Source organism: Neolewinella agarilytica, from assembly GCF_900110645.1.
Classification (GTDB): Bacteria; Bacteroidota; Bacteroidia; order Chitinophagales; family Saprospiraceae; genus Neolewinella; species Neolewinella agarilytica.
Window position 1 is genome coordinate 156,095 of record NZ_FOFB01000006.1, and the last position, 20,611, is coordinate 176,705.

Genomic DNA, 20,611 nt, shown 5'->3' on the forward strand with positions numbered 1-20,611 from the left:
ATGCTCCCGGATTAACTGGGGTGGTGTTTTTTTTCCTCAAGGACTACCCCAACGACTATTGCCCCCTTTCCAGATGCAAAACATTTCTTTCGAGTATCCGTCCTGGTTTCTGATTCTTTGCGCCCTTGCCGGTTTGGTAGTGGCTTTGCTGCTCTATTATCGGGAAAAGACTTTTCGAGACCAGCCCCGCGGCCTGGTCTGGGGGATGGGCCTCCTCCGCTGGCTGGGCTACAGCCTGTTGGCGGCCTTGCTGCTATCTCCTTTGCTGCGTTACTTGCAGACGGACCGACAGGAACCCGTGATCGTGCTGGCGCAAGACGTGAGCGAATCCATAGGCATGGAAACGGACACGGCTGCTTACGTTGCGCAATGGGAAGCCCTCAAGGCCAGCCTGAGTGAAAAATACCAGGTGGTGGATTACACCTTTGGTGCGGCGGTTACCCCGGGAGGAGCGCTACAGTTCAAGGACAAAAGGACCAACCTGGATGCGGTGCTCACTGAGATCAGTGATGTCTACGGCAGCCAGAATCTGGGGGCCGTGGTGCTGGCCACCGATGGAATCTATAATGAAGGGACTAACCCTGCCTACCGTAATCTGCAGCTTAAAGCTCCTGTTTATACCGTGGGGTTGGGGGACACGACCCAGCGCAGAGATCTGGTCATTCGCAGGGTCTTTCACAATAAGATCGCCTACCTGGAAGACCGGTTCAGCATCCAGATCGACGTTACTGCCCGCGGAGCTGCTGGCAGTAATACCCGAATGACGGTAAGTAGGGTAGGGGACAGCGGTTCAAAAGAACTGCACACGGAGAATATTTCCATCAACAAAAACGATTTCTTCACCACCCGCGAGGTGATTCTGGACGCTGACCGACCGGGCGTCCAGCGGTATCGCATAAGCCTGAGCACTATTGGTGAGGAAGTGAGCACAGCCAATAACCGACGTGACATTTTCATCGATGTACTCGATGCCCGCCAAAAAGTATTACTGCTGGCGGCAGCTCCTCATCCGGACATTGCAGCAATTAAGCAGGCGCTGGCCACCGGCAAGAACAATGAAATAGAGATTGGCTATGCGGGTAAATTTCAGGGCCGGATGGCTGACTTTGACCTCGTAGTTCTGCATCAGCTGCCCTCTTTGAAAAAGAACATTAGCGCCGAGTTGAGCCAACTGCAACGGGCTAAAGTCCCAACGCTGTTCGTTCTTGGCCCTAACGCTCCTGCGCGGGCGATCGGGCAGGCACAGGATTTGCTCTCCTTTAAAGGAACCTCTGGTGCGAAGGGAAATGATGTCAGTGCCCGTACGGTGCCGGGCTTCAGCCTCTTTACGCTCAGTGAGGAGCTCCGGCAGGCACTGCCTAAATTCCCTCCGATAACTGCGCCTTTCGGAGAATTCACCCCGGGGCCCGGAGCAACTGTTTTGCTCAAGCAACGCATTGGCCGGGTGGAAACGGATTACCCATTGATTACCCTTGGTGAAAGCAAAGGCGTGCGAACGGGAGTTATCGCTGGTAGCGGTATCTGGCAGTGGCGCCTTTTTGATCACCTGGAATACGGTAATCATGAGCGTTTTGATGAATTGATCAGCCAGGTAACTCAATACCTGACCATACAGGAGGACAAGCGGCGTTTCCGGGTGAGCTTACCCAAGAACCTCTTCGATGAGAACGAACCGGTCCAGTTAGATGCGGAGCTTTACAACAGCAGCTACGAACTGATTAATGAGCCGGAGGCGACGGTTCTGATCACCGGCCCGGAGGGGCGGGAGTATAACTTCGCTTTCAACCGAACGAGTAACGCTTACACCCTCAATGCAGGAACACTACCCGTAGGCAATTATCGATTCCTGGCCCGGACGAATTCCGGAGGCGAAGACCTTAGCTATAACGGCCGGTTTAGTATCCAGGCGGTAGAAGTAGAGCGGTATGCACTGGAGGCTGACCATGGTCTGCTAAGGCGCTTAAGTGATCAGTATGGCGGCGCCCTGCTCTTCCCCGAGGAACTGGCCTCTCTGCCGGGCCGCCTGGAAGCTGCCGGAACGGTGAAGCCCGTCTTATTTGAGACGGTGAATACCCGCTCGGTCGTGCACCTGAAATGGATATTTTTTGCCCTGCTTGCCCTCTTTGCCGGAGAGTGGTTTATGCGGAGATATTTTGGCGGCTACTAGAGCCGCTAAGCGTGGCCGCTAACCCCGTTTGGTATTGCTTCGGAAGAGGGATTTTGTTAAAGAAAAAAAGCAATTTGAAATACTCTGTTTTTCAAAGTACTTTTACGTTGTAATCGCTTTCCCTGCCTTGCGTGTTCCCACAGACTATTTCCTCGAACTTGTTAATAAAGCTTGAGTTTTTAGCTATCTTTGCCCGTCAAAATAATCCCTCTCTAAGCCCTATGGCTATTCGTATTTCTAGTCTTAACCACTGTTTAAGCGCTGCCTCAACGGGCAAGCTGGACGACATTCACCTCCGGGAGCGGCGGTGGTTTGCGGTCAGGACTTCAAGCCGCCACGAGAAAAGGGCTTGTGAGGAACTTCGCAGATCAGGCGTGGAGTGTTATGTCCCGCTACGGGAAAAGGTCTATAAATACCCTGGTAAGAAAGTAACGAGACAACTGCCTCTGATGTCAGGTTACGTTTTCGTGCGAATTCATAAGGGGGAAGAAATGACTGTTCGCCGGGCACATTACGTCTCGGGCTTTGTGACGATCGGTGAAGACCGGAGGATGATCTCCGAGCATGAAATTGACCTGCTGCGTAAACTTAGCACAGACCGAAAATTAGACTGGGACACCATCGAAGAAGCCTTTGACTTCCGGGAGGGAACACCCGTTGAAATTATCCGTGGCCCGCTTGCGGGAATTCGCGGATACTACGTGCGCAAAAAATCTAAAAAGACATTTGTTATTTCTCTTTCCGGCATCGGTGCCTGTTTGTCAACCTGCGAGATTGATCCTTGCTACCTCATGACACTCAGTGAAGAAGCAATGGTACCGGAAGAGGTAGCTACAACAAACGACAGTAAAGTACTCTGGTAGTAGCTGGATGTTCAAGACGGAAAAGCTGGTCATTGACGATGACTTGGGCTAAGCGTCTCCGACGCATGGACGCCGAAGGCCTGTCAGGCCCAATACATAAAATTCGAACTTGCGGATGACTAAAATTCTGGTGACGGGCTCCGCAGGGTTTATCGGCCATCACCTGGCCATCAAACTGGCTGAAGCCGGCCTTGAGGTGGTGGGTATTGATAACCTGAACGACTACTATGATCCCGGACTGAAGTGGAGTCGCCTGGCGGAGGCTGGTATTGCGCGGCAGGATGTAGAGTCCGGAGAGGAAGCCGTAAGTACTAAATACCCCGCATACAGCTTTAGGAAAATCGGCCTCGAGGATAAGCAGGCCATTGAAAAACTATTCGAGGATCACCAGTTCGCCAAAGTTTGTAACCTTGCCGCTCAGGCGGGCGTAAGGTACAGCCTGAGTAACCCGTCAGCTTATATCGATAGCAACATCTCAGGATTTGTCAACATTCTGGAGTCTTGCCGTAAAACAGGGGTTAAGCACCTGGTATATGCCAGTAGCAGCAGCGTATACGGGCTGAACGACAAGGTTCCGTTTGCAGAAGCAGATCCCGTTGATCAGCCGGCGAGCCTCTACGCAGCCACCAAGCGCAGTAATGAATTGCTGGCTCATGTCTACAGTCACTTATACCAGCTGCCGGTTACCGGGCTGCGGTTTTTTACGGTGTATGGGCCATGGGGACGCCCGGATATGGCCTACAGCCTGTTCAGCGACGCCATTCTGAATGATCGGCCGATAAAGGTGTTCAATCACGGAGAAATGTCAAGAGACTTTACCTACGTTGATGACATCGTGGAAGGCCTGTATCGTGTTTTGTGCCAACCTCGCCCTCCTCAGGAAGGGGTAGCCAGCCGGGTGTATAATATTGGCAAGGGCCAGCCGGTGAACCTGTTGACGTTCATCGAAATGATCGAAGAGTGCCTTGGAGTAAAGGCAAAGAAAGAATACCTGGGAATGCAACCCGGAGACGTCGAGAAAACGTATGCCGATACCTCTGCATTAGAGCGGGATTACAATTATAAAGCCAACACGACCCTGGATAAAGGGATTCCGGCTTTTGTCCGCTGGTACAGAGAGTATTATAATGTATAGCAGAACACTCATCAGGGCGCTGCACGCAGGTGCAAAGTTCTGATATAAACAGCAAAGAAAGATCTCCCGAAAAGTACTCATCATTACCTATTACTGGCCTCCCAGCGGAGGGGCAGGAGTACAGCGTGTACTGAAAACCGTGAAGTATCTGCGGGATTTTGGCTGGGAACCCGTCGTTTTTACCGCAAAAGACGCTGCTTATCCAGTCATTGATGAGAGCCTTGCCAAAGATATTCCCGAAGGAGTACAAGTACTGAAGGGTGACATTTGGGAACCCTATGAGCTCTATAAGCGATTTACTAACCGGGACAAAAAAGAGAGAGTCTACTCCGGGTTTATGACCGGAACGGAGAAGCCCTCCTTCACTCAAAAAGCTTCTGTTTGGCTACGGGGCAATTTTTTCATTCCCGATGCCCGCGCTTTCTGGCGCCGGCCCTCCGTACGGATGCTTACCGATTGGCTGGCTAACAACGAGGTCGACGCCATCATCTCATCAGGCCCTCCACATACGACCCACCTGATTGCAAAAGCTCTGAAGCGCAAGACAGGTATCCCCTGGTTAGCAGACTTCAGAGATCCCTGGACCAATATTGACTTCTACGATCAACTCATGCTAACTAGCTGGGCCGACCGCAAGCACCGTAATCTGGAGCAATCTGTCATTAAGGAGGCCGACAAAATGATCACGGTAAGCTGGAGCTGGGCCGATGACTTCCGGCGCCTGGGGCGAAAAGACATCGAGGTCGTGACCAATGGTTTTGACGAAGCGGACTTTCAGCAGCATCCGGTCTCTCCGGATCCAAAGTTTACGATCTGCCACATTGGATCGCTCAATCAGGACCGCAACAGTAAACCCCTCTGGGAAGTGCTGGCCGGGTTGACCACAGAGAATCCTGCTTTCAGGGAGGCGCTACGTCTTCGCTTTATCGGGAAAACGGACGAGATCACTTTCTCACAGCTCGAAGAGCTGGGCCTGAGCCAGAACGTAGAACGGGTGGAATACATTCCTCACAACGAAATTACCGGGGCCCTCGCCCGCGCCCGTGTGCTGCTGCTACTGACCAATGATACGCCTAACGTAATGGGGGTAGTGCCCGGTAAACTCTTTGAATACCTGGCGGCCAAACGACCCATTTTAGCCATCGGTACCACGAAAGGTGACGCTGCGCGTATCCTGAAAGAAACCTCGGCCGGGACGATGTGTGGCTTTGAGGATAAGCAAGCCATGAAAGCCTGTCTGCTGGATTTATTCAATAACTTTGAACAAGGAGAGGCGCCACAGGCCGGTGACCCGGAGGCAATCCGGAACTTTTCCCGTAAGGGAGCTACCGCCACCATTGCCCGGTATCTAAACGAAATAGCGATAAAAAAATGAGCGCGATAGAGAAATCAATCCTGGTTACCGGAGGAGCTGGCTTCATCGGGAATCACGTAGTTCGCCGGCTGGTGAACAACTACCCGCACTATAAGATCATCAATCTGGATGCGCTGACCTACGCCGGCAATCTGGAAAACGTAAAGGATGTTGCCGATGCCCCGAACTACAGTTTCGTCCGGGCAGACATTACGGACCTGGAGGCCATCAGAGTAGTGTTTGCTACTTATGCCCCTGATGTGGTGATTCACCTGGCGGCAGAAAGTCACGTTGACCGAAGCATTGAGGATCCACTCATTTTTGTCAAAACCAACCTTTTGGGCACCGCCACCATGCTGCAGGTCGCTAAGGAAAGCTGGAAGGAAGACTATGCCGGTAAGCTTTTTTACCACGTCAGTACGGATGAAGTTTATGGCTCCCTGGGCGAAACGGGGTTCTTCGTCGAAGAGACTCCTTACGATCCGCGTAGTCCTTACTCGGCCTCCAAGGCTGGTAGTGACCACCTGGTAAGGGCATGGGGCCACACCTTCGGGTTGCCAATCGTTCTGTCTAATTGCTCCAATAACTACGGTCCCTACCAGTTTCCGGAAAAATTGCTCCCGCTGTTCATCAACAACATTAAACAGGGCAAGCCGCTCCCTGTCTACGGCCAGGGGGTCAACGTAAGAGACTGGCTATACGTAGAGGATCATGCCCGGGCCATTGATGACATTATGCATAAGGGTAAGCAAGGGGAAACCTATAATATCGGCGGCCATAACGAATACCGTAATATTGACCTGATCCGCGTACTTTGTAAGTTGATGGACAAGAAGCTTGGCCGGGAGGAAGGCTCTTCCGAAAAGCTCATTACCTACGTTACCGACCGGGCTGGCCACGATATGCGCTACGCCATCGATGCAACGAAACTGAAAGAAGATCTCGGCTGGATGCCCAGCCTCCGGTTCGAAGAGGGTCTGGATAAAACCATTGACTGGTACCTGAACAATGAGGAATGGATGGCCGGAGTGACCAGTGGTGACTATCAAAAATACTACGAGAAAATGTACGGGAAGTAGGGGCGCATTGCCCTCTGACTTTCCTTTGCACCTGCGGGCGCGCCCTGAAAACCTGGCAACACAAGCTTCACTCTCATGAAAGGAATTATTCTGGCTGGCGGTTCCGGCACCCGGCTTTACCCCATCACGCGCGGTGTTTGTAAGCAGTTGATGCCTGTTTATGATAAGCCGATGATCTATTACCCATTGTCCATTCTGCTCCTTGCGGGAATCCGGGAAGTACTGATCATTACCACCCCTGAAGACAACGTCGCTTTCCGTAATCTGCTCGGAGACGGAAGCGACCTGGGTTGCACCTTTGAATATGCCATTCAGGAAGTGCCTAACGGCCTGGCCCAGGCATTTGTGATCGGGGAAGATTTCATCAACGGAGATAAAGCCGCGCTGATCTTAGGAGATAATATCTTTCACGGGGCAGGGCTGAGTCAGCTACTACAGGCAAGTGCGAGCCTTGAAAAGGGAGCGCGCGTTTTTGCCTACCCCGTCCATGATCCGGAGCGTTATGGAGTCGTCGAATTCGATGAGCATAAGCGGGCCATTTCCATTGAGGAAAAACCAGCAGAGCCCAAGAGCAAATATGCCGTTCCCGGCCTGTATTTCTATGACGAAAGAGTAACGGAGATTGCTAAAAACATAGCTCCCAGCGCAAGGGGGGAGTATGAAATCACGGACGTAAACCGTAAGTATCTCGAAATGGGGGAACTCGAAGTCGGGGTAATGCAGCGGGGCACTGCCTGGCTGGATACGGGAACCTTTGAAAGCCTGCACGATGCGGCGGAGTTTGTCCGCGTTATTGAAAAGCGTCAGGATTTTAAGATCGGTTGTATTGAAGAGGTTGCCTGGAGAATGGGCTACATTGGAGATGATCAGCTTAAAAAAATTGCGGACCCCCTTAAGAAGAGCGGGTATGGTATGTACCTGGAGCGTCTGCTACACTAAATAACGGCCTACTAGCCACCCATCGGGTGATACTATGAAAAAAGTCCTGATTACCGGTGCTGCCGGCTTCCTTGGTTCTCACCTGAGTGACCGCTTCATCGCGGAAGGCTTTCACGTGATTGGCATGGATAACCTGATCACGGGCTCGATGGATAACATCGCTCACCTGATGCCGAGGGAAGACTTTACTTTCTACCATCACGATGTCAGTAAGTTTGTTCATGTTCCCGGTGAGCTGGACTACATTTTGCATTTCGCATCGCCCGCCAGCCCGATCGATTACCTTAAAATGCCCATCCAGACCCTGAAGGTCGGGAGCCTGGGGACGCACAATCTGTTGGGCCTGGCCAAAGCGAAAAACGCCCGTATGCTTATCGCTTCTACCAGTGAAGTGTACGGCGACCCGCTGGTGCATCCGCAACACGAAGAGTATTGGGGCAACGTAAATCCCGTTGGCCCACGTGGCGTTTACGATGAAGCCAAACGGTTTCAGGAAGCAATGACGATGGCCTACCATACTTATCACGGGCTGGAGACGCGCATTGTGCGCATCTTCAACACTTACGGGCCCCGGATGCGGATTGATGACGGACGGGTATTACCCGCATTTATCAGCCAGGCCATCAGAGGCGAAGGCTTAACCATCTTTGGTGATGGTAGCCAGACCCGGTCTTTTTGCTACGTCGACGATTTAGTAGAGGGGATTTACCGGCTCTTGATGAGTGACTATGCACAGCCCGTGAATATAGGGAACAGTGATGAGATCACTATTAAGGCTTTCGCTGAAGAAATCATGGAACTCGTGGGTAATTCGAACGCCTTTCTTGATCAACGGCCGCTACCGGTGGATGACCCTAAACGCCGCCGGCCGGATACTTCTCTGGCAAAGAAAATTTTAGACTGGGAACCCAAAACAGACCGAAAGACAGGGCTGAAAAATACCCTGCCCTACTTTCAGCAAAAACTTTCTTCCGTCATCTGAAGGAAAAATGAAATCCGTGAAAAATACTGTGGACACTTTAGACGCTGACAGAGTCTTACAAGAGCTCAAAACCAGGAAAAAGTCAATATCGGTAACGGGCTTAGGCTACGTTGGCCTGCCTTTGGCGCTGGAACTGGCAACAAAGTTCAACGTCATTGGCTTCGATATATCTTCGGAGCGGGTGAAGAAAATGCAGCAGTCCATTGATCCCAGCAATGAACTCCCTGCTACCGCCTTCCACAACCGGAGTATCACTTTTACTTCCGATCCTGCGGAGTTGGCAAAAGCAAGCTTTCACATTGTAGCCGTGCCTACTCCGGTGGACGAAAGCCGGACCCCCAACCTCAAGCCATTGTTGGGGGCTACCGCCAGCGTTGGGCGCCACCTCCGGAAGGGGGACATCGTCGTTTACGAATCTACCGTATACCCCGGCTGTACGGAAGAAGATTGCGTACCGCTGCTGGAAAAAGAAAGCGGCCTGACTTTCGGAGAGGACTTTACCGTCGGTTATTCTCCCGAAAGGATCAACCCGGGAGATAAAAAACACACCATTACCAGCATTACCAAAGTTGTAAGCGCCAGCGATGAGCCCACGCTGAAAGTGGTAGCTGGAACTTATGGAGAAATTATTACAGCCGGCATTTACCCGGCCAAATCGATTAAGGTGGCGGAAGCTGCCAAAGTAATTGAAAACAGCCAGCGCGATGTTAACATCAGTTTCGTCAATGAGCTAAGCATCATTTTTCGGAGGTTGGGAATCGATACGCAGGACGTTCTCGACGCAGCATCCACGAAATGGAACTTCCTGCCCTTCCGGCCCGGGCTGGTGGGCGGGCATTGCATCAGTGTAGACCCTTACTATCTGTTGCATAAAAGCCTGGCCATGGGATATGACCCGCAGGTTATTGCCAGTGGGAGGCGCATTAACGATGGAATGCCGGCTTTTATCGCTAAAGAACTGGTGCAACTCCTGCTAAGAGCGGGGAAAAACCCCAACGATTGTAACGTGCTGGTGCTGGGAGTAACCTTTAAAGAGAATGTTACGGACATAAGAAACTCTAAAGTAGTGGATATGATCCGGGAGATGTCTGAGTTTGGCCTCAATGTAGATCTGGTCGACCCCTACGCCGATCCCGAAGAAGTGATGGAAAAGTATCAGCTGCCCATGACGGAAACCGTCGGGGAAAACTATGACGCCATCATTGTAGCGGTTGCTCACGAGAAATTCAGTAAATACTCTTTAGACTACTTCCGCAAGATCAGCCAACCAGAAATGGTCCTGTTTGATCTCAAAGGAATTTACTCAAGGGACGAACTACGGGAAGGGGAAGTACTCTGGAGGCTGTAAGCCGCTGGACTCAGCCCACCACGAGTTTTCAAACGAATATTTTTTCAATGAGGTAATTTTACCTCTCCACAGTAAAGAATGACAAGTGTATAAATATCTACTCTGCTTTTTTCTGCTGATTTGCGCGTCTTCTATGTTCGCACAAACCATACCAACAGAGGCACAAATCCGTCAGGAGTTAGCCTCCCGTGATATTGATCAGGAAGAACTAAATCGCCGATTGCTCGCTGAAGGCATTAACCTGTCGGCCGTCTCTCCGGAAGAAATACTACGGTTGCGCCCCCGGGTGGAAGCTATTGTTGCGGAAATGGAAGCAGAAAAAAACGCTGCCGAAAAAGCCGCTCAGGAGGCTGCCGCAAAATCTGCCGCTGAAATCAGCGAAGCCGTCGAAGATGGTGCCAGCGTGGAAGAAGCTATTTCGGAAGTAACTACCGAGGCCGTTAACGAAGTCCTTCCCCCCAGTAATATCTACGGGCATGATCTCTTTCGGGGTAAAAGTATTGAGGTCTTCCGCGCTACGGATAATGTTGTCCCGCCAGATTCCTATCCACTGAAACCGGGAGATGAAATCGCGATATCTATTTTCGGAGCCAGCCAGTCAGATTTTATCCTCACGGTCAACGATAACGGATTCATTCGACTGCCTAGTGGCTGGAGAATACCCGTAGCGGGCATCCCGCTCGGTGAGGCGCGCTTGCTAATTGCCAACCGTCTTAAACAAAACTTTACGTTTAGGGACGGTCAGCTCAATATCCGCATTCAGGCTGCGCGTACCATTAACGTCAATATTTTTGGTGAGGTAGAAAACAACGGTAGTTTCACGCTGTCCTCGGTCAATACGGCATTCAACGCATTAGTAGCCGCTGGTGGGCCCAATGAGAAAGGTACCGTCAGGAACATTCAATTGATTAATGGAAAAGACCGTAAAGAAATTGATGTTTACGAGTTCCTGAAGAGCCCCACGCAGGAATCTGATTTTTTTCTCTCTAATAACGCAACGATCTACGTGCCTGCCGCTAAGAAAGTAGTAAGCCTGCAAGGTGGCGTAGAGCGGCCTCTTCGCTATGAGCTAAAAGAGGGAGAGACACTTTCCGACCTGCTGAGCTTTGCCGGCGGAACCACTACGCGGGCTGAGACTAACAGTATTCGGATTACCCGCTATGTGGACAGCCAGTTGGAGCTCCTCACCGTAGATCTCTCCAAGCAGCCGGATTTCGCGCTCAAGAACGATGATCTGGTGAGTGTACCCGTTATCGAAAATCCAATTGAGAATTTCGTTTCCGTAGAAGGAGCCGTTTTCCTGCCCGGGAAATATCCGTTTACGGAGGGCGTAACGCTCGGTGATCTCGTCGAGCAAGCCCGCGTGCGACCAGGGGCCCGCCGGGACGTTGGCTTCCTGATGCGGCGTAACCCAGACGGTACAAAACGGTTACTACGCGTTGATTTAGGCGCGGCCGCAGGTGCCATGGATATGTTACTGAGCAAGGGAGATGCGTTAAGTATCCTTACGCAAACCCGGTTCATTGATCAAGGGAATATCCTTATCTCTGGCGCCGTACGAGACGAAGAGCTTGACATCCCCTTCCCACTCGATGGAGGCTTAACGCTGGAGGAAGCGATCCTCCTCGCCGGAGGAACTAAGGCGAATGCCCGGAACGAAGCCTCGATTATTCGAACGCCCCTTAACAATCAGGAAGAACGCGAATACCTGCGCATCCCACTGGCGGATGCGGCGACCCTTCAACTGGCCCCCGGAGATCAGATCACCATCTATAACCAAGAGCGATTTGCCGAACCCTTCATGGTGAAGATTAGTGGCGCAGTTCGCGAAGCAGGCCAATACCGCTATGACCCCAGCCTGGGGCTGGCGGACCTGTTGACCCTGGCGGGAGGATTAAAACTCCAGGCCGCCCGTAACAAAATTGATGTCTTCCGCCTGCAGATTACCCAGAACGAGCCAACCCAAACGCTGACCGCTACGCTGGAAATTGATGACAATTACAACATCATCAGCAGCAGTGCCCCGAATTTTGAACTCCGACCCTTCGATATTCTGGTGGTTCGCCAGGCACCGGAGTTTGAGTTGATCCAAACGGTTTTCGTGGACGGAGAGGTTCGTTACCCGGGGGAGTATGCCTTGGACGGAGACAACCTCAAACTGACAGACCTGGTCAAAAAGGCAGGCGGATTGACGCGGGAGGCTTTCCCTCCGGGAAGCACTCTTTACCGGGAACAAGACGGTATTGGTAACGTAGTTATTCACCTGGACGATGCCATGAAAAACCCTGCCGTAGTGACCAACGTGACCCTTAAAGAAGGTGATATTCTCACCATTCCAAAGGCCCGTGACCTGGTGAGCATCCGGACAGCTAACACCAGCGCCCGGGAAATTTATGTTGATTCCATCCTGGCTGATCAGAACATCAACGTTGCTTTTGACGGTAAGGAGTCTGCCCGCTGGTACATCGAAAACTATGCAGCCGGCTATAGTGATAATGCCTGGAAAAGAACGACTACCGTACAATACCCGAACGGTGAGATAAAATCCACTAAGCGGTTCCTGTTCTTCAAGAATTATCCGGAGGTACGGCCCGGCTCCATCGTAACGGTAGGCGCCAAACCACCCCGTAAAAAGCGTACAGATAAAGAAGAGAGAACACCCGTCGATTGGGGTAAGGTAGCCAAAGAAACCGTTGGGGCGGTAACCAGTGTCCTCACCCTTATTTTGTTATTGGACCGCGTAAACTAGTCATTGACGACCAAGGGCTGCTTTGTTGGAAAACAATTGTGTAGCCATGCACAGGATAACTGCTAATCGCAGAAGTAAGAATTAAAGCATGAGTGAAGAAATCAGGCAAGCGGACGAAGCCACGGGCTTGTCCCTGGCAGTACTACTGGCCAAAGCAAAAGAGTATTTCCTGGAAATACTCAGGTTCTGGTGGCTGATCCTACTGGTGGGAGCCATCTTTGGTGGACTACTGGGCTACCAGGCCAGCGTTAAATCAACCGAATATCCCGCAGAGTTAACCTTTATGGTGAACGAAAGCGGCGGCGGCGGCGGTGCCGCCGAAGTATCGGTCATCCTCGGACAGTTTGGCCTGGGCGGCGGTAGTGACTCTAACCTGGATAAGGTAGTCGCCCTGGCAGAATCCCGCTTCATTGCGGAGAAGATGTTCTTTACGAAAGCCAACTGTAACGGTGAACTGGATTATATTGCTAATCACCTCATGCAGACGCACGGGCTGTTTGAAGAGTTTGATGTCGAGCCAACTCAGGAAGGGCGAATGTTCACCCACGATAGCCTGCCCGCTTTTACGGACGATCAGAGAAGAGTATTCCTCCGGTTACATCGCTACCTCAAGGTGAACGGCGAGCAGGGTGTGCCACTACTGGCGATATCTTACGCAAAGGCAAGCGGCATTTTCACCTTTCAGGCCACCAGCCGTAATGAAGACCTCTCCATTGCCATGGTGGAGAGCCTTTACAAGAATCTGGAAGATTACTACGTTAAGCAGGCCACCGAACAACAGCAGCTCAACGTAAGCCGGCTATCGGAAAAAGTGGATTCGCTCCAGCAACTGTTGAGCAGCACGGAGTACCAGCTGGCCAGCCTGCAGGACCGCAGTGCGGGGCTCTTCCAGCAAACCGGCCGCGTGCAACAGGGGCGCCTCAGCCGGGAAGTACAGATTCTGACCATCGCCTACGGTGAAAGCGTCCGCCGGCTGGAAACCACCCGTTTCCTGCTCAATAATGCCACCCCGGTGTTTACTCCTGTCGATTTCCCCCTCAGCCCACTTTCTCCAATGGGTTCTTCTAGAATTTCCTCTGCCATTGTTGGCGCGCTGCTAGGAGGAATCCTTGTTGTGACCTTCCTGTTTGTACGGAAATTGTTTGCTGACGCTCTGAAAGATAGCTAGATGTCTTTAGTGAAAAATCTGGCGCAGACTTTCGGGTCCAAAATGATCGCCATTGCACTTTCTTTCATCACGAGTGTTTTCCTCACCCGCTTGCTGGGACCGGAAGGCAGGGGCGTTTTCGCTTACGTTAGCACGAATGTAATGCTGTTGACGATGTTGTTGGGTTTTAGTATGACTCGTACTATGGCATATTTCGCAGCTTCCGGTAGTGCAGAAAAAGGAAAAAATCTTAAACTGGGAGTAGGAGTTGGTATCACCCTGCTCAGTATTCTGCTCTTTTCCTCTGTTATCTATTTGCTCTACTGGCAGGAAAGCAAAGTGGTGAACTACCTGATTCCCAAAGATTACCAAACCACTATCCTGCTACTCTTTCTTGTGGGGAGCTTCGCCTATCAGTCGGTCAATAATTATCTCACAGGAGTCTGGCAGGGGTCAAAGCAGTTTTCTGTTTACAACTACACGGTTGTTAATGAGCGAGTTATATCCGTTGCTGTATTTGGAGTTATCTGGTTTTTTGGGTTGTTCAGTGAGAACGAAGTTATTCAGAATGTTTTTTTGACTTTGCTCGCTATATATGGCATTGATCTGTTAATAAAGATCTTCTTTTTCCTTAAATCAACCGTATCCCAAATTGGCTTTTCTTTATCAGCGTTCTACAAGGATCCCTCTCTGATAAAATCAGTTCTTGCTTTCGGGAGTGTGGGAATGGCTGCAGGAGTCTTGAATTTCGCTAATCGAAGACTTGATATTTGGTTCATAGAATATTACCAGGGAATGCAAGAGCTGGGGTACTATGCCTTGTCGGCAAGACTGTCAGATATATTATTGGTGGTTTTAACTCCCGCTCTTCAGGTGCTTTTACCTTACTTTAACTCTTACAGTGAAGAAAAAGGATTAGAATTACTGTCATTCTGTACAAGAATCGGCTTCTGGAGCATCCTTATCGCCTTTATAGTTTTGATTTTATTAGGGCCTTATGTAATTCCGCTACTGTACGGTGCAGAATTTATCAATAGTATTGTTCCGTTTCAATTGTTATGCATTGGTTTGTTCTTTGTGTTTGTCCGGAATATTTACACAGTATATAACGTTGCAATCAATCAGCAAAAGGTTAATTTATGGGGAAACGCCATCGGACTGTTGTTGACAATCGTCTTTGATTTTTTGTTGATTCCGGACTATGGTGTAATAGGAGCTTGTGTTGCTTCAATTATTGCATATTTCGTAAGCTTCGTTTTTATAGTTGGTTCCGTAGTGTTGCCAGCAAAAAAGGGAGTTGCATACTTTTTTATCCCTAAGCCTAAAGATTTCGCAGAGGTAAAGACATTTATTGCCAAAAAAATAGACTTGAAAAAGTAAGGGTTAATTAAAGGTGTACTACACCGTTTTTCCTCCGGTTAAACAGTAGGGAAAAAAGTAAAACATCTGCTTTGTTATAGTTCAATATGTTTTTTCTGGCTAAGTCGCTAATTACCTTTGATTGAGGCCTGTTACTAGTGGTGTTTTTGCTGTTTTGTTCATTGAAGCCTGCGGATGAAATTCCGGCTTTTAATTGCAGTGCACTGAAAAACGCTGGCAGCTGATCTTGAAAGCCAATCAAGCCGTAGTTTTTTTCAATGTACTTTAACGCTGCTTGAGCAGAAGATTCGGGGTTTTGATTGATCTCTGCTTTTGTTAATCCTGTAAAGTGATAGACGTACCAATTGTTTAATTCTTTGCCTAGATTAGTTGAGCAGTACTCCTCGAGTGAAACATCCTTACCCATTATTTCTTGGTGAAACTGGTGTTTGCTGTTTCTCTTCACATAGTAATAATGAGAAACAATTCTGTCCACTGGTTCTCTCATGACCGTCACGACTATTTTGTTTTCATCCGTAAATGGAATAAGTTGATTCGCACGATGTCCATAGATGAATTTGTAGCTTTTTTGTTTTGAGCTGTCTAGGTTCAAGAAATTTTGAACATAGTCCTCTTTTTTATTAGACTTAATGTGATAAGTTAATCTGTAAGGGTAAAATTTCTTTAGATAAGAATTAATGGTCGTTCCAGCGCATTTTGGCAGATGATCAAATAAGATGCTTTTTGGCTTGTTTTTTAAATAAAAAAATTCTCCGGAAAGAGCCTTTTTTATTGAAGATGCAATGTCCATAATTGGTTTGATGAGTTTGAAATATGTTAGCTTTAAGAAGTTAATGGTTTCTGTCTAAGAAACTTTAGTACATCAGGAGCTCTTAAGAAGCAAAGGTAAAGAAGATAGGACTTATTCGACAAAAAAACAATCGCTGTTGTGTAGTTGTCAAAAAGTTAAATTTTGTTAGATTTGTTTACTCCGACCTGTTTAGACCTTGGGTTCTAATAATAGAATAAGAAAAATGGCTTAACTGTTTGTAGGATAGGTGAGCTTTAAACCATGATTTCACATAATGATTAAAGCTTTTTTAAGCTAGTTTTTACTTAACTCAACCAATTTTTTTGACAAAAAAATAAAAAATGAAACTCGCTAGATTAGGTAACGTATATGCCGCAATGTCTTTTATCTTCAAGAAAAAAAAATTTGTCTTTGGAGATAGCCATACAGAAGTTTTTACATTTTTAAATAGTAAAGTCAGGCACAAATTTTATTATGATGTTTCTTGGGTTGGTGGAGCAACTGCAGTCGGGATGAGAAATCCCAATTCCAAAACAAATTCACTGAAAATTTTCAGAGATAAAATAGGAAACATAAAAAATAAAGACTCAGGGCTTATTTTTCAGTTAGGAGAAGTGGATACGGGATTTGTAATTTGGTATCGGTCTCAAAAGTATAATGAGCCTGTATCCAAACAGCTTAACCAGTCTGTAAATGCATATTTCGAATTTATAGACTATGTAATTGATAAAGGATTTAAAAATATTACCATTGTCTCAGCTCCTCTACCTACAATTCTTGATAATCAAGACTGGGGAGAGATCGCTAATTTGAGAAAAGAAATTATTGCGTCTCAAAAAGAGAGGACTGATTTAACAATGAGTTATAATAAGCAGCTTAGTCTGAATTGTAAAAAAAGAGGCATCAGTTTTATAAATTGTGATGATTTTTTGCTAGACAAGGAGACGAATTTGATTAAGAACGAATTTAGAAATAAGGATAAGAATAACCATCATTTAGATATTGATAAATATTCTTCTTTAGTTGAAAAACTACTACTAAGTAATGTTTAATAAAATTGTTTGTTTGACATAAAACGCATTTTATAATGATGAAGCGAGTTTACAAGAAAGTGCGCTATTTAATAAGGGTTGTCGCAGCAAAAGCTTTTATCCATAAGCATAAGGAGCAAATAAAAAGCTTTAGAATTCACCCTCTAAACGATGCCGAGATACTAGTGGTTCAGGGAATGTTTCGTTCAGGTACAAGCTTGACGTGTGATGTTATAAAGTCATTGGGAGTAGATTTTGGACCAGAGAAGTACCTGATACAGCCTGTTGGGAAGGCTAAAAAGTTGAATCCAAAAGGTTTTTTCGAAAACTATTTTTTCACGTCATTATCATACTATATACACTTTTTAACAGGGTCGAAGGGAGATGATCCGGCGGAAGAAATAGAAATTGAGAAAGTGAATTTCCGTAATTTCAATTGGGAGGACTTCGTGTTTCATAACTTAGTGACGATCAATGACCGCAGAGTTGAATGGAGGTATAAGGTCGAAATGTTTAAAGAGTTGTTTGACAATGGCTGGGAAGCATTTATCTCTAACAATTTCACCTCGCCCTTTGGCGTGAAGGTGCCAATGTTGGCATTGTATTCAGTATTGATGAAGGAGTTATTCCCCAACGCAGTTTTTTTGGTAGTTTTTAGAAACCCCAAAGCTGTATTGAAATCGGTAGAATCCATATCGTCGAGTTCGTCCTACGAGCTTTATTACAGATACAACCATTCTCTTTTGAATCTTGAAAAAAAATTGCCAAAAGATAAAATATTTTACCTTTCCTACGATATGTTAATCAAGGAAACGAGTTTAACGGTTAACAATCTGACGGCATTTATTGAGTCTGAATTTAAAGTTGTTCCTGACCTCGAAAGGGCAAAAGGTAAAATTGATGTTAATCTAATTAGGAACTCGCCACAAGATAGTGTGGAAGAGATGCCCAACAATATCTCAACTTTATATGATAGCCTTAAAAAGAAAGCCTTATGATGCATTTTATCAAAAAGAAAATTAAGAGCTTTCTTGCTAGAAGAAAAATTGCACAATACCAGGAAAAATTATCCATTGCTCCCTCAGCAATCCTAACAATAAAGAACCTGGATTTTCGTACTATCCCCGAAGAGAGGACCTACGTTTTAATTGGAGCGAAAAGCGTCGTTTCATTTGCTTCGTTCATTTTCGAAACATCAGATGGAAGCGTTTCGATCGGAGAAAATGTGCAAATAGGCCCCAGCAGGTTTATCTCCAAAAGTTCAATAGTTATTGAAGATGATGTAACGATGGCTTGGGATATTGTACTTTATGATCATGATTCTCATAGCGTTCATTGGAGTGAACGAAGTAAAGATAACGAGCGGTGCTACGATGACTTGGTGAAGTATGGTGACAACATCAGAAACAAAGATTGGTCAGTAGTCAAAACTTCAGGAATAAGAATTTGCTCTAAAGCCTGGATTGGTTTTGGTGTTACTATTTTGAAAGGCGTAACGATAGGAGAAGGCGCAGTGATCGGTGCGATGAGCGTAGTAACAAAAGACGTACCTCCCTGGACAGTCGCTGCCGGAAATCCAGCAAGGGTCGTGAAACAGCTAAAATAGAAATATGAAAATTCTAATCATCGGTTCCAAAGGGTTCATCGGCACCCACTGCCTGAATTACTTCCGCCAGAGTGGCTCGGAGGCCTGGGGGTGTGACGTAGTGGTAGATTATACCGACCAGCAGTACGTACAGGTGGATGCTACCAATGCGAACTATCTCAAGGTTTTTGAAGGGCGGGACTTTGATGTCTGCGTTAATTGTTCCGGGGCGGCGAGCGTGCCGGACTCTTTGCGCCGTCCTCTACGGGATTTTGAGTTGAACACTTACAATGTTTTCCGGATGCTTAATGCGATCCGGGAGACGACGCCGGGCTGTAAGTTCATCAATTTGTCGAGTGCGGCGGTCTACGGTAATCCGGACAGCTTGCCAATCGTGGAAACCCAGAATCTGCAACCGATCTCTCCCTACGGCCAGCATAAGTTACAGGCGGAGGCGATTTGCCGGGAATTCCGGGATCATTTTGACGTGGCGACTTGCTCGCTGCGCATATTCTCCGCCTTTGGGGATGGGCTGCGCAAACAGCTATTCTGGGATCTTTACCAGAAAGGGCGCTCCGGTAATAAAGTGACCCTGTGGGGGACAGGAATGGAGAGTCGTGATTTTATTCACGTAGATGATATCATCCAGATTATTGACCTCGTCATAAAAAAGGGTAGCTTTTCCGGCGAAGCCATTAACGTGGCTAACGGGAAGGAAATACTGATCAAAGACATTGTGCGCACTTTTTACGGTTGCTTTCCGGAAGAGATTGATTACGAATTTGGCGGCCAGGGCCGCAAAGGAGACCCCAATAACTGGGTAGCGGATATTTCACTGATTAAACAATTGGGCTACCGTCAGGAAGTTTCACTGAAAGACGGTCTTAAAAAATATTATGAATGGGCGCAGGAAGAATGACGCTTGGTATCATCTTTACCCACAACGAAAACTGGATCGGGGGAACGTATTACATCCTGAATCTGGTCAGCTCCATGACTCACCTTCCGGAGGAGCGTAAGCCACGGCTGAAGGTGTTTTGCTGGAAAGACTCGGAGTTTGAGCAAATTAGCCGGACGGGCTACCCTTATCTGGAGAAATGCCTGCTGCCGGCATCCGGACTGGTAGAAAAAGTAGCCAATGGGCTGGGGCGGAAAGTCCTGGGCCGTAACCTCGTTGGCCAGCGTTTTGCGGCGGATACTGTAGATGCATTATTCCCCGCTACGTTTGCGGCCGTTTTTGATAATATTAGCCGAAAAGTGTTCTGGATTCAGGACTTTCAGGAGTTCCACCTGCCGGAATTATTTCCGGCCTCGACGCTCACGCGGCGGGATAAAGTGCGGCGACGGCTGGCGATGGGCGATAACGAGATCGTCCTGAGCAGCGAAGATGCACATAATGACTATCAGCAGATGTTCCCCGGTAGTCGCGCCCGGGTACACGTTTTGCCCTTTGCGGTAACTCACCCGGATTACGGCACGCTGTCCATCACGGCATTGCGCGAAAAATTCAACTTGCCGGAGCAGTACTTTTTCTCTCCTAACCAGTTTTGGCAACACAAGAATCAGTTTGCAATCCTTAAGGCAGTAAAAGAGCTGAAAGAGGAATATCCGGAAGTCGTGGTGGCCTTTACCGGAAAAATGCAGGACAGCCGTAACCCCGAGTACATTCCTTCGCTGGAAAAATTCGTGGAAGACCATGGCCTTCAGCATAATATCCGCTTCCTGGGCTTCATTGACCGAAAGGACCAGCTGGGGCTGATGAACCACGCCGCGGCGGTCATTCAGCCCTCCCGCTTTGAGGGGTGGAGTACCGTGGTGGAAGATGCCAAAGCCATGAATCAGGTGATTTTTGCCTCAAATCTTGGGGTACATAAAGAACAATTGGGCGATAAGGCCTACTTCTTTTCCCCGCTACAACCCGCAGAACTGGCCGAATTGATGCGCCGGCTCCTGAACGAGCCCGGCGCTTTCCCCCGGCCGGAATTTCACTACGACCGCCGGGTGCGGGCCTTCGGGGAAAACTTCATTAGCATCATGGAACGAGTAGTTGGTAAGTGATGGA

General features: G+C 48.3%; 17 protein-coding genes. 16 read left to right on the plus strand and 1 reads right to left on the minus strand.

The window, feature by feature from the left end; translation table 11 throughout:
* Positions 1–73: 73 nt before the first annotated feature.
* From BM123_RS07405 to BM123_RS07455, 11 genes are all read left to right on the plus strand, one after another.
* Positions 74–2,167: a hypothetical protein gene (locus BM123_RS07405; protein WP_090166851.1), complete on the plus strand. Its 2,094-nt coding sequence runs from the start codon at positions 74–76 to the stop codon at positions 2,165–2,167.
* Positions 2,168–2,388: 221 nt separating this feature from the next.
* Positions 2,389–3,030, plus strand: coding sequence for a UpxY family transcription antiterminator (locus BM123_RS07410; RefSeq protein ID WP_090166852.1), 642 nt, complete (start codon positions 2,389–2,391; stop codon positions 3,028–3,030).
* A gap of 115 nt (positions 3,031–3,145) precedes the next feature.
* Positions 3,146–4,165: an NAD-dependent epimerase/dehydratase family protein gene (locus BM123_RS07415; protein WP_090166854.1), complete on the plus strand. Its 1,020-nt coding sequence runs from the start codon at positions 3,146–3,148 to the stop codon at positions 4,163–4,165.
* A gap of 130 nt (positions 4,166–4,295) precedes the next feature.
* A complete protein-coding gene (locus BM123_RS07420; RefSeq protein WP_262490449.1) occupies positions 4,296–5,540 on the plus strand; it encodes a glycosyltransferase in 1,245 nt (414 codons plus the stop codon).
* A complete protein-coding gene (rfbB, locus tag BM123_RS07425) occupies positions 5,537–6,598 on the plus strand; it encodes a dTDP-glucose 4,6-dehydratase (RefSeq protein WP_175489279.1) in 1,062 nt (353 codons plus the stop codon). The genes BM123_RS07420 and rfbB overlap by 4 nt, the downstream gene beginning before the upstream one ends.
* Positions 6,599–6,673: 75 nt before the next feature.
* On the plus strand, positions 6,674–7,537 hold the full coding sequence (gene rfbA / locus BM123_RS07430; protein ID WP_090166858.1) for a glucose-1-phosphate thymidylyltransferase RfbA: 864 nt from the start codon (positions 6,674–6,676) through the stop codon (positions 7,535–7,537).
* A gap of 34 nt (positions 7,538–7,571) precedes the next feature.
* Positions 7,572–8,519, plus strand: coding sequence for a UDP-glucuronic acid decarboxylase family protein (locus tag BM123_RS07435; RefSeq protein ID WP_090166860.1), 948 nt, complete (start codon positions 7,572–7,574; stop codon positions 8,517–8,519).
* A gap of 7 nt (positions 8,520–8,526) precedes the next feature.
* Positions 8,527–9,867, plus strand: coding sequence for a nucleotide sugar dehydrogenase (locus tag BM123_RS07440; RefSeq protein WP_090166862.1), 1,341 nt, complete (start codon positions 8,527–8,529; stop codon positions 9,865–9,867).
* A gap of 133 nt (positions 9,868–10,000) precedes the next feature.
* The gene (locus tag BM123_RS07445) at positions 10,001–12,616 is read left to right on the plus strand and encodes an SLBB domain-containing protein (RefSeq protein ID WP_090166864.1); all 2,616 of its coding nucleotides are present in this window, start codon (positions 10,001–10,003) and stop codon (positions 12,614–12,616) included.
* An 88-nt stretch (positions 12,617–12,704) separates the two neighbouring features.
* Positions 12,705–13,784: a hypothetical protein gene (locus tag BM123_RS07450; RefSeq protein ID WP_090166866.1), complete on the plus strand. Its 1,080-nt coding sequence runs from the start codon at positions 12,705–12,707 to the stop codon at positions 13,782–13,784.
* Positions 13,785–15,143, plus strand: a complete 1,359-nt coding sequence (locus tag BM123_RS07455; protein ID WP_090166868.1) for an oligosaccharide flippase family protein — start codon at positions 13,785–13,787, stop codon at positions 15,141–15,143.
* Between the two features lie 7 nt (positions 15,144–15,150).
* On the opposite strand, the gene BM123_RS07460 is transcribed toward BM123_RS07455, so the two are convergent.
* Complete coding sequence (locus tag BM123_RS07460; protein ID WP_090166870.1) at positions 15,151–15,933, minus strand: sulfotransferase family 2 domain-containing protein; 783 nt, start codon at positions 15,931–15,933, stop codon at positions 15,151–15,153.
* A 341-nt stretch (positions 15,934–16,274) separates the two neighbouring features.
* Here BM123_RS07460 and BM123_RS07465 point away from each other — a divergent pair, with 341 nt between their 5' ends.
* From BM123_RS07465 to BM123_RS07485, 5 genes are read left to right on the plus strand one after another with little or no spacing between them, the layout of a single operon-like run.
* Positions 16,275–16,985, plus strand: coding sequence for a hypothetical protein (locus tag BM123_RS07465; protein ID WP_090166872.1), 711 nt, complete (start codon positions 16,275–16,277; stop codon positions 16,983–16,985).
* A 35-nt stretch (positions 16,986–17,020) separates the two neighbouring features.
* Positions 17,021–17,962: a sulfotransferase gene (locus BM123_RS07470; protein WP_090166874.1), complete on the plus strand. Its 942-nt coding sequence runs from the start codon at positions 17,021–17,023 to the stop codon at positions 17,960–17,962.
* Positions 17,959–18,570 carry an acyltransferase gene (locus tag BM123_RS24800; RefSeq protein ID WP_090166876.1) on the plus strand — a complete coding sequence of 204 codons (612 nt, stop codon included), beginning with the start codon at positions 17,959–17,961 and terminating at the stop codon, positions 18,568–18,570. The genes BM123_RS07470 and BM123_RS24800 overlap by 4 nt, the downstream gene beginning before the upstream one ends.
* Before the next feature lie 4 nt (positions 18,571–18,574).
* Positions 18,575–19,468, plus strand: coding sequence for an NAD-dependent epimerase/dehydratase family protein (locus BM123_RS07480; protein ID WP_090166877.1), 894 nt, complete (start codon positions 18,575–18,577; stop codon positions 19,466–19,468).
* Positions 19,450–20,607: a glycosyltransferase family 4 protein gene (locus tag BM123_RS07485; RefSeq protein WP_090166879.1), complete on the plus strand. Its 1,158-nt coding sequence runs from the start codon at positions 19,450–19,452 to the stop codon at positions 20,605–20,607. The genes BM123_RS07480 and BM123_RS07485 overlap by 19 nt, the downstream gene beginning before the upstream one ends.
* Positions 20,608–20,611: the final 4 nt, after the last annotated feature.

Coding starts and splice junctions, on each gene's coding strand:
- BM123_RS07455 (WP_090166868.1), top strand. CDS start 13,785: ATGTCTTTAGTGAAAAATCTGGCGCAGACTTTCGGGTCCAAAATGATC.
- BM123_RS24800 (WP_090166876.1), top strand. CDS start 17,959: ATGATGCATTTTATCAAAAAGAAAATTAAGAGCTTTCTTGCTAGAAGA.
- BM123_RS07415 (WP_090166854.1), top strand. CDS start 3,146: ATGACTAAAATTCTGGTGACGGGCTCCGCAGGGTTTATCGGCCATCAC.
- BM123_RS07405 (WP_090166851.1), top strand. CDS start 74: ATGCAAAACATTTCTTTCGAGTATCCGTCCTGGTTTCTGATTCTTTGC.
- BM123_RS07440 (WP_090166862.1), top strand. CDS start 8,527: ATGAAATCCGTGAAAAATACTGTGGACACTTTAGACGCTGACAGAGTC.
- BM123_RS07435 (WP_090166860.1), top strand. CDS start 7,572: ATGAAAAAAGTCCTGATTACCGGTGCTGCCGGCTTCCTTGGTTCTCAC.
- rfbB (WP_175489279.1), top strand. CDS start 5,537: ATGAGCGCGATAGAGAAATCAATCCTGGTTACCGGAGGAGCTGGCTTC.
- BM123_RS07450 (WP_090166866.1), top strand. CDS start 12,705: ATGAGTGAAGAAATCAGGCAAGCGGACGAAGCCACGGGCTTGTCCCTG.
- BM123_RS07480 (WP_090166877.1), top strand. CDS start 18,575: ATGAAAATTCTAATCATCGGTTCCAAAGGGTTCATCGGCACCCACTGC.
- BM123_RS07445 (WP_090166864.1), top strand. CDS start 10,001: ATGTTCGCACAAACCATACCAACAGAGGCACAAATCCGTCAGGAGTTA.
- BM123_RS07485 (WP_090166879.1), top strand. CDS start 19,450: ATGGGCGCAGGAAGAATGACGCTTGGTATCATCTTTACCCACAACGAA.
- BM123_RS07410 (WP_090166852.1), top strand. CDS start 2,389: ATGGCTATTCGTATTTCTAGTCTTAACCACTGTTTAAGCGCTGCCTCA.
- BM123_RS07470 (WP_090166874.1), top strand. CDS start 17,021: ATGATGAAGCGAGTTTACAAGAAAGTGCGCTATTTAATAAGGGTTGTC.
- BM123_RS07460 (WP_090166870.1), bottom strand. CDS start 15,933: ATGGACATTGCATCTTCAATAAAAAAGGCTCTTTCCGGAGAATTTTTT.
- rfbA (WP_090166858.1), top strand. CDS start 6,674: ATGAAAGGAATTATTCTGGCTGGCGGTTCCGGCACCCGGCTTTACCCC.
- BM123_RS07465 (WP_090166872.1), top strand. CDS start 16,275: ATGAAACTCGCTAGATTAGGTAACGTATATGCCGCAATGTCTTTTATC.